This window comes from Mesorhizobium sp. M5C.F.Ca.IN.020.29.1.1, assembly GCF_003997375.1.
Taxonomy (GTDB): domain Bacteria; phylum Pseudomonadota; class Alphaproteobacteria; order Rhizobiales; family Rhizobiaceae; genus Mesorhizobium; species Mesorhizobium wenxiniae.
The window spans coordinates 1-11,861 of record NZ_RZSW01000148.1 but is presented as its reverse complement, the minus strand read 5'-3'; the positions used below and the strand labels follow the sequence as shown (position 1 = coordinate 11,861).

At 62.5% G+C, this 11,861-nt stretch carries 9 protein-coding genes; 7 read left to right on the top strand and 2 right to left on the bottom strand.

Features of this window, described 5'->3' with window-relative positions; translation table 11 throughout:
* Positions 1-1,310, top strand: a 1,310-nt coding sequence (tilS, locus tag EOA85_RS14285; RefSeq protein WP_127209868.1) for a tRNA lysidine(34) synthetase TilS, incomplete at its 5' end; no start/stop codon positions are given.
* A 123-nt stretch (positions 1,311-1,433) separates the two neighbouring features.
* Complete coding sequence (ftsH, locus tag EOA85_RS14280) at positions 1,434-3,362, top strand: ATP-dependent zinc metalloprotease FtsH (RefSeq protein WP_065011263.1); 1,929 nt, start codon at positions 1,434-1,436, stop codon at positions 3,360-3,362.
* Between the two features lie 318 nt (positions 3,363-3,680).
* On the opposite strand, the gene EOA85_RS14275 is transcribed toward ftsH, so the two are convergent.
* On the bottom strand, positions 3,681-4,472 hold the full coding sequence (locus tag EOA85_RS14275; protein ID WP_127209867.1) for a hypothetical protein: 792 nt from the start codon (positions 4,470-4,472) through the stop codon (positions 3,681-3,683).
* A 523-nt stretch (positions 4,473-4,995) separates the two neighbouring features.
* Here EOA85_RS14275 and glmM point away from each other — a divergent pair.
* The 5 genes from glmM (at position 4,996) to serA (ending at position 11,385) form a co-directional block, all read left to right on the top strand.
* Positions 4,996-6,348 carry a phosphoglucosamine mutase gene (gene glmM, locus EOA85_RS14270; protein WP_127209866.1) on the top strand — a complete coding sequence of 451 codons (1,353 nt, stop codon included), beginning with the start codon at positions 4,996-4,998 and terminating at the stop codon, positions 6,346-6,348.
* 224 nt (positions 6,349-6,572) lie between these two features.
* Positions 6,573-7,403 carry an outer membrane protein gene (locus tag EOA85_RS14265; protein ID WP_127209865.1) on the top strand — a complete coding sequence of 277 codons (831 nt, stop codon included), beginning with the start codon at positions 6,573-6,575 and terminating at the stop codon, positions 7,401-7,403.
* A 189-nt stretch (positions 7,404-7,592) separates the two neighbouring features.
* Complete coding sequence (locus EOA85_RS14260; RefSeq protein ID WP_127209864.1) at positions 7,593-8,342, top strand: outer membrane protein; 750 nt, start codon at positions 7,593-7,595, stop codon at positions 8,340-8,342.
* A 200-nt stretch (positions 8,343-8,542) separates the two neighbouring features.
* Positions 8,543-9,718 carry a phosphoserine transaminase gene (locus EOA85_RS14255; protein WP_127209863.1) on the top strand — a complete coding sequence of 392 codons (1,176 nt, stop codon included), beginning with the start codon at positions 8,543-8,545 and terminating at the stop codon, positions 9,716-9,718.
* Positions 9,719-9,786: 68 nt separating this feature from the next.
* The gene (gene serA / locus EOA85_RS14250; RefSeq protein ID WP_127209862.1) at positions 9,787-11,385 is read left to right on the top strand and encodes a phosphoglycerate dehydrogenase; all 1,599 of its coding nucleotides are present in this window, start codon (positions 9,787-9,789) and stop codon (positions 11,383-11,385) included.
* A gap of 85 nt (positions 11,386-11,470) precedes the next feature.
* On the opposite strand, the gene EOA85_RS14245 is transcribed toward serA, so the two are convergent.
* The coding region (locus EOA85_RS14245) for a DMT family transporter (RefSeq protein WP_164759653.1) at positions 11,471-11,861 on the bottom strand (391 nt) is incomplete at its 5' end.

The window sequence follows — 11,861 nt, the reverse complement described above, 5'->3', positions numbered from 1 at the left end:
CCCTTCTCCTTCTCCTCAAAGATCACCTCGACCGTACCGCGCCCGCAACGAAATTGCTGGCTGTGACGATCGATCACGGTCTGCGGCCGGGCTCGGCAGCGGAAGCGCAAGCCGTGGCCAGGCTTTGCGTCGGGCGCGGCATTGCCCACCGCACCCTCGTCTGGTCCAGGCGCAAGCCGTCGACCGGCCTGCCGTCTGCCGCGCGAGAGGCACGCTACCGGCTGCTGGCCGAGGCAGCGCAGGCGGAAGGTATCGGCCTGATCCTGACCGGCCACACTGCCGACGACCAGGCCGAGACCGTGCTGATGCGGAAAGCACGCGAGGATGGGGCACGCCAAGATGGGCGAGGTCTCGCCGGCATGGCGCCCGCGACTCTTTACGACTGGCGGATCTGGATCGGACGGCCGCTCCTCGGCACACGGCGGGCGGCGCTGCGCGAAGTCCTGCAGCGCGCGAATGTCGGCTGGGTCGAAGACCCGACCAATGAAGACGAGGCTTTCGAGAGGCCGCGTATCCGCGCGGCACTTGCCGACCGCAATGGTACCCAGCGCGTGGAAGACGCGGTGGCGCTGGCCGCGCGGGCTGCGGTGGAGCGCGAACAGCTTGGCCATCGCGCAGCCGCGCTGATCCGCGGCTTTGCCAGCAGGCCCACCGCCGGCCTTATCCGTCTCGATCCGGGCTTTGCGACGGCCAGCGACGACGCGGCGGCCGTCTATGCGCTGCGCATCCTGCTGGCGACTGTCGGCGGCGTTGCCTTTCTGCCCGACCAGGTTCGCAGCAAGGCGCTGCTCGATCGGCTGAGGGCCGGACCATCTGGCACAACCCCATTTTTCGCGACCCCGTTTTGCGCCACATTGTCGCGGACGGTGGTCGATGCACGGCGTGCCGGCATCTTCCTGCGTCGCGAAACCCGCAACCTGCCGCCCGCTGCTCCTGCCGTGGACAATGCCCTCTGGGACGGCCGCTGGAGGATCACATTGGACGATGAACCAGGTGCATTTTTGATCGCGCCGCTCGGTGCGGCTCGTGCCGCAAAACGGCCAATTGCCGACGACGGCACGCCGCCAAGCCTTGTCCGCGCGGCCCTGGCGGCCGAGCCGGTGCTGTGGCGCGCAAATGAACTTCTTGGCGAATGCCTCGGTTCGGCGCAGGACAGCCAGGTCCTGCCGGGAATGGCGGTATGCCCGGTGGTCGCGCCCTTTGCCCGCTTCCTGCCATCCTTCGACCTGGCGCCGGCCGGAACGGTCGCCGCGCTGATCGGCGCGCCGCTTCTTCCTGCCACGCCTTTTAGCGGCCACACTGCCAGTTGATCTTGGGCGAAAGCTTAACCGCGACATGCTGTTCTGCTTGGCAAGGGAAGGCGCCATCCCTATGTTAGACCCAAGTTTCCTCTCACGACGCGTGTCCGCCAGCGGACACCAACGGGACAATTGATGAATCCGAATTATCGCAATCTCGCGCTCTGGGCGATCATAGCGGTCCTGCTCATCGCTCTCTTCAATCTGTTCCAGACGCCGCAGACGCGCGGAGCAGCGAGCGATGTCCCCTATTCGCAGTTCCTGCAGGATGTCGCAGCCGGCCGGGTCAAGACGGTGACCATAGCGGGTGCCCGCATCTCGGGCACCTATACCGACACCTCTACCGGCTTCCAGACCTATTCGCCGGGGGATCCGTCGCTGGTTTCGAGACTCCAGGACAAGAACGTCACCATCAACGCGCGCCCCGAATCCGACGGTTCCAATTCGCTGTTCGGCTATCTCATCTCCTGGCTGCCGATGATCCTCATCCTTGGCGTCTGGATATTCTTCATGCGCCAGATGCAGTCCGGCTCCGGCCGCGCCATGGGCTTCGGCAAGTCGAAGGCCAAGCTTTTGACCGAAGCGCATGGCCGTGTCACCTTCCAGGACGTCGCCGGCGTCGACGAAGCCAAGCAAGATCTGGAAGAGATCGTCGAATTCCTGCGTGATCCGCAGAAGTTCCAGCGGCTTGGCGGCAAGATCCCGCGCGGCGTGCTGCTCGTCGGCCCTCCCGGGACCGGCAAGACGCTGCTTGCCCGTTCGGTCGCCGGTGAGGCCAACGTGCCGTTCTTCACCATTTCCGGCTCGGATTTTGTCGAGATGTTCGTCGGCGTTGGCGCCAGCCGCGTCCGCGATATGTTCGACCAGGCCAAGAAGAATGCGCCCTGCATCATCTTCATCGACGAAATCGACGCGGTCGGCCGCCATCGCGGCGCCGGCCTCGGCGGCGGCAACGACGAACGCGAGCAGACGCTGAACCAGTTGCTGGTCGAAATGGACGGCTTCGAATCCAACGAAAGCATCATCCTGATCGCCGCCACCAACCGGCCGGACGTGCTCGACCCGGCGCTGCTCAGGCCCGGCCGTTTCGACCGCCAGGTGGTGGTGCCGAACCCCGACATCGTCGGCCGCGAGAAGATCCTGAAGGTGCATGTGCGCAACGTGCCGCTGGCGCCCAATGTCGACCTCAAGGTGATCGCACGCGGCACGCCGGGCTTTTCCGGCGCCGACCTGATGAACCTCGTCAACGAATCCGCCCTGATGGCGGCGCGGCGTAACAAGCGCCTTGTCACCATGGCCGAGTTCGAGGACGCCAAGGACAAGATCATGATGGGCGCCGAGCGCCGCTCGTCGGCGATGACCCAGGCCGAGAAGGAACTCACCGCCTATCACGAGGCCGGCCACGCCATCCTGGCGCTGAACGTGCCGTCGGCCGATCCGCTGCACAAGGCGACCATCATCCCGCGCGGCCGGGCGCTTGGCATGGTTATGCAACTGCCGGAAGGCGACCGTTATTCGATGAGCTACAAATACATGATCTCGCGCCTCGCCATCATGATGGGTGGCCGCGTCGCCGAGGAGTTCAAGTTCGGCAAGGAGAACATCACCTCGGGCGCCTCCTCGGACATCGAGCAGGCAACCAAGCTGGCGCGCGCCATGGTCACGCGCTGGGGCTTCTCCGACAAGCTCGGCCATGTCGCCTATGGCGATAACCAGGAAGAGGTCTTCCTCGGCCATTCGGTGGCGCGCACGCAGAACGTCTCGGAAGAGACGGCGCAGATCATCGACGCCGAAGTGCGCCGGCTGATCGACGAGGCCTATTCGACGGCGAAATCCATCCTGACCAAGAAGAAGAAGGAATGGATCGCGCTGGCGCAGGGGCTGTTGGAATATGAGACGCTGTCCGGCGAGGAGATCAAGCAGCTGATCGCCGGCCACAAGCCCGCCCGCGATCTCGGCGACGACACGCCACCGAGCCGTGGCTCGGCCGTGCCGAAGTCCGGCAGCCGCCGCAAGAAGGGCCCGGAGCCCGAAGGCGGCATGGAGCCTCAGCCGTCAAGCTAGGGTCCGGATCAGGAGATTGATTTCGAAAATCGCCGCGGTGTTGATCGCGGCGGTTTCATTTGGAGGGCTGCCAGCAGTCGGTCGCGGCCTGAAAACTCCATCGCTTCACCCAGTGCCGGGGACTTCTCCACATGGGAGGTAGACGCTGAAGGTTTGCGGAGGCCGTGATGAGGGCCGATCTCCCGCAAGGGGGGAGACCGGCCGTCACCTCCGCTTTTACAGACCTTCAGCACTGCCGGCACAATTTATCGCCGGCAACAGGAAGGCCCGCGAACCTTGCGGTTGGCGGGCCTTCCTGTCTTCAGGTGTTACTGCCGATCAGCTCTTCAGCGCGGCATTGCAAAGGCTGTAGAAGCCGCCACCCTTCTGGATCCACTTGAGGCCACCCAGCGTATCGGCCTCCTTGTTGGCGTGGTACTGGTCGCGGCAGGTGTGCATGCGGCCCTTCGCCGGGGTTTCGCTGCTATACTTGGTGGAGATCGCCTTCGGAAACGTCACACCCTGGGGAGCGGTGACGGTCGGCGTTTCCGGGTGGCTGGTGAGGCTTGCCTGATCGGCTGCCGGCATGGTGTCGTCGTCGGAACCACTGGCACCGCACTGGCTCATGCGGAAGTCGTTCCACTTCATGCCGTTCAGCGTGTTGCCGGTCTTGGCCGCCTGATACTTGGCGCTGCAATCCGCCCTGCTGAGGCCGTTGCCTGCGTTGGCAGTCGCCGCTGCCTTGGGCGTCTCTGCGGCGGGTTCCACCGTCGCGCTGGCGCCGGCGGCGCATTCGCTCTTGCGGAAGTCATTCCACTTCGTGCCGTTCAGCGTGCCGGCGGCCTTTGCGGCCTGGTATTTGGTGCTGCATTCTTTCGCCGTCGGGCCCGGTGCCGCGTCGGTAGTTGCAGCGCTGGTGCTTTCCGCCGCGGCTGGCGTGGCGTCGGCGGTGTCGGTACCGCATTCTGCCTTGCGGAACTGGTTCCAGTTCTGCCCGCCAAGTGTTCCGGCGTCCTTTGCCGCGTTATACTTGGTGCTGCATTCAGTCATGGTCAGCGCATTGGCGGGCGCCGTCAGGAATAAAGTCACGACGGCGAGACCCGTCAAAGTGGCAAGTCGATGGATGAGCATGCGTCTTCTCCCTCAGATGTTCACGATATGTACCAAGTAAGCAGTAGCACTCAACGGCTGGTTGCGCCAGAGGCTAAATGGCGTAAAAGCTGTCGGAAAGTGCATTATTTCGATAAAGTCGTAGCCAGCTCCTCTCCGCCAGGTAGATTTTCCCGAGCGCTTTTGCACGGAAAGCGCGCATACAGCGGCCCACAGTGAGGGACTGCCTGACATGGCGGGTTGGATCGAGTGTCGCCGCTGCGGCGCAACTGAATGCCCGATCCAGGGCCACTCGACCCGCGGATTGCGAGTTCAGTGCCTACTGACTGAGACAACAAAGAATCCAGATGCACTCTGAAGTTCCTGAACGCTGCTGCCGCAACCAGGCAGGGAACTTGAAAATCCACGCACGAGCGTGACACAAAACACACAAAACAACAATTTTCTAAGGATTGGTGACCTATAATCATGCATTGTGATGATAGGGCTCGGGCCAATTTATGGCATGACGTGCCGGAAAAGAACCATCGGGAAGCTGGCTAGCATGGCAGGAAGTTATTTCGGTACGGACGGCATTCGCGGGCGCGCCAACAGGTTTCCAATGACGGCGGAGGTCGCCATGAGGGTCGGCATGGCCGCCGGCCTTTCGTTCCAGCGCGGCAACTATCGCCACCGCGTCGTGCTCGGCAAGGACACCAGGCTTTCCGGTTACATGATCGAGAATGCGATGGTGTCGGGTCTGTGCGCCGCCGGCATGGACGTGTTCCTGCTCGGCCCGATTCCGACGCCCGCGGTCGCGATGCTGGTGCGCTCATTGCGCGCCGACATCGGCGTGATGATCTCGGCCTCGCACAATCCCTACTACGACAACGGTATCAAGCTGTTCGGCCCAGATGGCTACAAGCTCTCCGATGAGATCGAGGAGCGAATTGAGGGGATGCTCGACAAGGATATCGACCTGGCGCTCGCCGATTCGGACGGGCTCGGCCGCGCCAAGCGCGTCGACGGCGTCCATGACCGCTACATCGAATTCGCCAAGCGCACGCTGCCGCGCTCGATGTCGCTTTCGGGCCTCCGCATCGTCGTCGATTGCGCCAACGGCGCTGCCTACAAGGTGGCGCCCGAGGCGCTGTGGGAACTCGGCGCCGAGGTCGTCGCTATCAATGTCGAGCCCAATGGCTTCAACATCAACAAGGAGTGCGGCTCGACCCATCCGGCCGGCCTGCAGAAGAAGGTCCACGAAGTGCGCGCCGATATCGGCATCGCGCTCGACGGCGATGCCGACCGCGTCGTCATCGTCGACGAGAACGGCGCGATCGTCGATGGCGATCAGATCATGGCGCTGATCGCCGAGTCCTGGCATCAGAGCGGACGGCTGGCCGGCGGTGGCATCGTCTCGACGGTGATGTCCAATCTCGGCCTCGAACGCTTCCTCGGCGACATGAACCTGCAGTTGCACCGCACCAAGGTCGGCGACCGCTATGTCGTCGAGCACATGCGTGCGCACGGCCTGAATGTCGGCGGCGAACAGTCGGGCCACATCGTGCTGTCCGATTTTTCCACTACCGGCGACGGCCTCGTCTCGGCGCTCCAGGTGCTCGCCTGCATCAAGCGGCAGAACCGGCCGGTCAGCGAACTGTCGAAGAAGTTTGCGCCGGTGCCGCAGTTGCTGAAGAACGTCCACATTGCCGGCGGCAAGCCGCTCGAGGAAGCCCTGGTCAAGGCGGCGATCGAAGATGGACGGCACCGCCTGGGCAAGGCCGGGCGCCTGGTCATCCGGCCATCCGGCACGGAACCGCTCATCCGCGTCATGGCGGAAGGCGACGATCAGCAACTGGTAGAGGCCGTCGTCAACGATATCGTCGAGGTCATTTCGGAAACGCGCAGCGCCGCCTGATCCTGAAGCTTTTGCCAGTTTGAAAGCCCGCCTCCGGCGGGCTTTTTTCGTTGGCTTGCACGCAAATTCTCCGCAGAAATGACGCGAAAACTCCGAAAGATTTAGAGGTACATGGTTAAGCGATACGGTTAAACGCGTTTTAACTTTTCCAATTCATTATCCACGCTGAAGCCAATCAGATTCGGAAGCGTTCGCTGTGCCGAGGGTTCTCAGGGGTGACAAGCATGTTCAATACAGCAAGAATGGCCCTCTTTGCCGCGCTGCTCGCGGGCGTGGCCGGACCAGTGTTCGCCGCCGACTTCGTCGAGCCGCCCGTGGTCGAGCCGGCCCCGCCGCCGCCCGTCTACGAGCAGCCGGTCGAATATGGCGGCTGGTACATTCGCGGCGACATCGACTATCACTGGTCGAAGTTCCGCGGCGGCGACTACATCACCTACGGGCCGGCTCCAGGCACCGGCCGCTTTGACAGCGGCAAGCTGGAGGGCGCCTTCTCGGCCGGCGCCGGCGTCGGTTACCAGATCAACCAGCATTTTCGCACCGACCTGACCGCGGACTGGATGAGCAAATCCGATTTCCGCGGCTCGACCAGCGGCATCTGCCTTGATGGAGATCCCTGCACTTCGACCGACACCTCGTCCTATACGGCGCTGCTGCTTCTCGCCAACGCCTATGTCGATATCGGCACTTGGCATGGCATCACGCCGTATGTCGGCGCCGGCATCGGCGGTGCCTGGGTCAAGTGGGATACGCTGCATAACGTCACTGAGGACGGTTCGTTTGAGCATAGCGGCGGCAAAGGCTGGCGTTTTGCCTATGCCGCCATGGCGGGCGCATCCTACTGCCTGACCGATCGTGTCAAGCTCGATGTCGGCTACCGCTACAGCCATATCGAAGGCGGCAAGATGTTCGACTTCGCCAGCGGCGTCGGTCCGGGCCATGACAAAGGCATCAATGTGCACGAAGTGCGCGGCGGCCTGCGCTACCAGTTCGGCAACTCGGGCTGCGCCCAGCCGGAGCCGATCGCCTACGAACCCGAACCGGTCTACACCAAGTAATCGCTTCGAGAGCAGGGTTGCGGACCGCCCGGCGAAAGCCGGGCGGTTTTCGTTTGAGTCAGGAAAGCGCATCAAAATCAAATCGCTAACGTGCTGTTATCCTTAACCGCCACTTAACCACTATGGTTAACAATGCTCTGAAACGGCGCTCGCGATCGCGAATGGCGCCACCTTCGGGAGCCAGGGATCATGACATTCAAATCGCGCATAGCGCTGGCGCTTGCAGCAATCGCCCTGATGTCGCTGTCTCAAGCGCTTGGTGCCGACTACGATCCGCCGATCTATGTCGACCAGGCGCCGGATTATGTGCCGGTCGAAGTCGGTTCGGGATGGTATCTGCGGGGCGATGTCGCTTATTTGCCGGAAAAGAGTTTCGAAGATGAGGACTTCGCCTTCACACCGGCGAGCTTCAGCGACAATGAAGATCCGATCTTTGCCAGCATCGGCTTCGGCTACCATTTCAACGACTATCTGCGGGCCGATCTCAATTTCGGCTATCTGCCCGGCAACAAGATCGGCGTCGGCTATGATGACGGAACGACCGTGGCATCAGCGTCTCTGAAGAACTATGCCTTCTCGGGCATGCTCAATGGCTATGTCGATCTTGGCACCTATGTCGGGATCACGCCCTATCTCGGCGCGGGTATCGGAATCGTCCAGAGCAATCGCAAGCTTTCGGCGAGCTATTTCACCGACAACAATGACCCTACCGACGATTTTGTTCTGCAGGACGACAAGACCCAGTATTCCTTTGCCTATACGCTTAATGCGGGCCTTGCCTATCAAGTGTCCAAGAATGTTTCCGTCGATCTGGGCTATCAGTATTTTTCCGCGCCCGACGCCGAATATGCGACTGCCGAGAGTCTAAATTCCTATCCGATCGACAAAGGGATCAGCAATCATCAGGTTAAGCTCGGGTTGCGCTACGACCTCTGGTAGGAGCTGCGCGGGAGACAATCAAGACCGCGGATCTTCGGGTCCGCCCTCGTTTTGGAGGCCCACGACATTCTCATCACAGGTGATCAATATCCTGCCAGCGACAAAAACTTTCCCCTTGACGCCTGACGCCTGAACGCATATCGCCATCCGTGGGCCACCCCTCCCCAACGAGGGGCCACTATCTGGAAGGATAGACCACAATGACGACGCGTACGAAGCCCGGACTCCGTCCGGCAAATCCCAATTTTTCCTCAGGTCCCTGTGCAAAACGTCCCGGCTGGTCGGTCGAGGCGCTAACCAATGCTGCGCTCGGACGCTCGCACCGCGCCAAGATCGGCAAGTCCAAGCTCGAACAGGCGATCGAGCTGACGCGGGAAATTCTCCAGGTTCCGGCAGACTATCGCATCGGCATCGTGCCGGCGTCGGACACCGGCGCGGTGGAAATGGCGCTGTGGTCGCTGCTCGGCCAACGCGGCGTCGACATGGTCGCCTGGGAGAGTTTCGGTTCCGGCTGGGTCACCGATGTGGTCAAGCAGCTGAAGCTCGCTGACGTGCGCAGGATCGAGGCCGGCTACGGCGCGCTGCCGGATCTGACAAAAATCGACTTCGACCGCGATGTGGTCTTCACCTGGAACGGCACGACATCAGGCGTGCGTGTCCCGAACGGTGAGTTCATTCCGGTCAGCCGCAAGGGCCTGACCATCTGCGACGCCACGTCGGCGGCCTTTGCGCAAAAGCTCGATTTCCAGAAGCTCGATGTCGTCACCTTCTCCTGGCAGAAGGTGCTGGGCGGCGAAGGTGCGCACGGCATGCTGATCCTCAGCCCGCGCGCCGTCGAGCGGCTGGAAAGCTACAAGCCCGCCTGGCCGCTGCCGAAAATCTTTCGCCTCACCTCGGGCGGCAAGCTCATCGAAGGCATCTTCAAGGGCGAGACCATCAACACGCCATCGATGCTGTGCGTCGAGGACTATCTCGACGCACTGCGTTGGGCGAAGTCGATCGGCGGCCTCGACGCATTGATTGCCCGCGCCGACGCCAATGCCGCCGTTATCGACGGTTTCGTCGACAGATCCGCATGGCTCGGCCATCTGGCCACCGACCCGGCGACGCGGTCGAACACGTCCGTCTGTCTTTCCTTCACCGACCCGGATGTCGCCGCGCTTGATGCCGACGGACAAGCGGCGTTCGCCAAGGGCATCGTCTCGACGCTCGACAAGGAAGGCGTCGCCTACGATATCGGCGCCTATCGCGATGCGCCGCCCGGCCTGCGCATCTGGTGCGGCGCGACAGTCGAGACCTCCGACCTCGAAGCGCTGCTGCCGTGGCTCGACTGGGCCTTTGCCGCACAAAAGGCGTCGCTCAAGGCGGCTGCCTGAGTTTCCCGTGGCGGCCCTCGGGGCCGCCCATTCCCAAACGGATCAAATCTCATTTGAAGGAGGCCGCCATGGCGCCCCGCGTTCTCGTCTCAGACAAACTCTCCACCACTGCCGTTCAGATCTTTAGGGATCGCGGCATCGACGTCGACTACCTGCCCGACCTCGGCAAGGACAAGGAAAAGCTGCTCGAAGTGATCGGCCAGTATGACGGCCTCGCCATCCGTTCGGCGACCAAAGTCACCGAAAAGCTGATCAACGCCGCCACCAGGCTCAAGGTGGTCGGCCGCGCCGGCATCGGCGTCGACAATGTCGACATCCCGGCGGCGAGCCGCAAGGGCATCATCGTCATGAACACGCCGTTCGGCAATTCGATCACCACCGCCGAGCATGCCGTCGCCATGATCTTCGCGCTGGCCCGCCAGATACCGGAAGCCAATGCCTCGACCCATGCCGGCAAATGGGAAAAGAACCGCTTCATGGGCATCGAGATCACCGGCAAGACGCTGGGCATCATCGGCTGCGGCAATATCGGCTCGATCGTGGCCACGCGCGGCGTCGGCCTCAAGATGCACGTCATCGCCTTCGACCCGTTCCTGTCGGACAGCCGCGCCGAGGAGCTCGGCGTCGAAAAGGTCGAACTGGACGAGCTGTTCACCCGAGCCGATTTCATCACTCTGCACACGCCATTGACCGACAAGACGCGCAACATCATCGACGCCGCGGCGATCGCCAAAATGAAGACCGGCGTGCGCATCATCAACTGCGCCCGTGGCGGGCTGATCGTCGAGGCCGACCTGATCGCGGCGTTGAAAAGCGGCAAGGTGGCGGGCGCTGGCATCGATGTGTTCGAGGTAGAGCCGGCGGAGAAAAGTGAGCTGTTCGGCATGGAGCACGTGGTGGCGACGCCGCATCTCGGTGCGTCGACGATGGAGGCGCAGGAGAATGTCGCCCTGCAGGTCGCCGAGCAGATGGCCGACTATCTGATCAAGGGCGCTGTTTCCAACGCCATCAACATGCCGTCGATCACCGCTGAAGAAGCGCCGCGCCTGAAGCCTTTCGTCAAGCTTGCCGAAGTGCTCGGCGCCTTTGTCGGCCAGGTCACCGAGGATCCGATCAAAGAGGTCGAGATACTGTTCGACGGCTCGACCGCGACGATGAACACGCGCGCGCTGATCAGCGCCACTCTTGCCGGGCTGATCCGGCCGCAGGTCTCCGACGTCAACATGGTGTCGGCGCCGATCATGGTGAAGGAGCGCGGCATCATCGTCGCCGAGGTCAAGCGCGACAAATCCGGCGTGTTCGACGGCTACATCAAGCTGACGGTCAAGACCGAGCATAGGACGCGTTCGATCGCCGGCACCTGCTTCTCGGACGGCAAGCCGCGCTTCATCCAGATCAAGGGCATCAACCTCGACGCCGAGGTCGGCCAGCACATGCTCTACACGACGAATGCCGATGCGCCCGGCATCATCGGCCTGCTCGGCACGGTCTGCGGCGAGAACGGCGTCAACATCGCCAACTTCCAGCTCGGCCGCAACCGGCCTGGCGGCGATGCCATTGCACTGCTTTATCTCGATGCGCCGTTCCCGGAAAACGTGCTGGAACAGGTGCGGGCGCACAAGTCGATCGACTCCGCCAAGCGGCTGCATTTCGATGTGGGCGCCTGAATAATGCTCTGCAAGCACGCGGGGCGCTTCGACAATGTGGCTGACAGGCTCTGGATTGCACCATGCGGCGTCGAATATTTGCCGGCTAAATCGCCATCTTCCTTCCGCTGTATTCGGCGAGGCTGATACCGCCAAGCACCAGCACCAGGGCCAGTCCCTGATAGAGCTGGAATGTCTCACCGACGATCAGCACCGACAGGAGCGTGCCGAAGATCGGCACCAGGTTGATGAACAGGCCAGCCCGGTTGGCGCCGATCAGTTCGTTGCCCCTGATGTAAAAGATCTGCGAGACGACTGAGGCGCCGATCGCGGTGTAGAACGCTATCGCCCAGCCGCGCGCATCGGGGACGATGACCTTGCCGGCGGCCACTTCCCACAGGAAGAAAGGCAGCGAGGTGACAAGTGCGGCAATCGACAGCGCCAGCATCAGGCTTTGCCAGCGTATAGCCGGCTTCAGCCGCAGCCCGACCGAGTAG

What these genes read in the sequence shown, in the direction of transcription:
- ftsH (WP_065011263.1), top strand. Translation starts at nt 1,434, where the DNA reads ATGAATCCGAATTATCGCAATCTCGCGCTCTGGGCGATCATAGCGGTC.
- EOA85_RS14275 (WP_127209867.1), bottom strand. Translation starts at nt 4,472, where the DNA reads ATGCTCATCCATCGACTTGCCACTTTGACGGGTCTCGCCGTCGTGACT.
- glmM (WP_127209866.1), top strand. Translation starts at nt 4,996, where the DNA reads ATGGCAGGAAGTTATTTCGGTACGGACGGCATTCGCGGGCGCGCCAAC.
- EOA85_RS14265 (WP_127209865.1), top strand. Translation starts at nt 6,573, where the DNA reads ATGTTCAATACAGCAAGAATGGCCCTCTTTGCCGCGCTGCTCGCGGGC.
- EOA85_RS14260 (WP_127209864.1), top strand. Translation starts at nt 7,593, where the DNA reads ATGACATTCAAATCGCGCATAGCGCTGGCGCTTGCAGCAATCGCCCTG.
- EOA85_RS14255 (WP_127209863.1), top strand. Translation starts at nt 8,543, where the DNA reads ATGACGACGCGTACGAAGCCCGGACTCCGTCCGGCAAATCCCAATTTT.
- serA (WP_127209862.1), top strand. Translation starts at nt 9,787, where the DNA reads ATGGCGCCCCGCGTTCTCGTCTCAGACAAACTCTCCACCACTGCCGTT.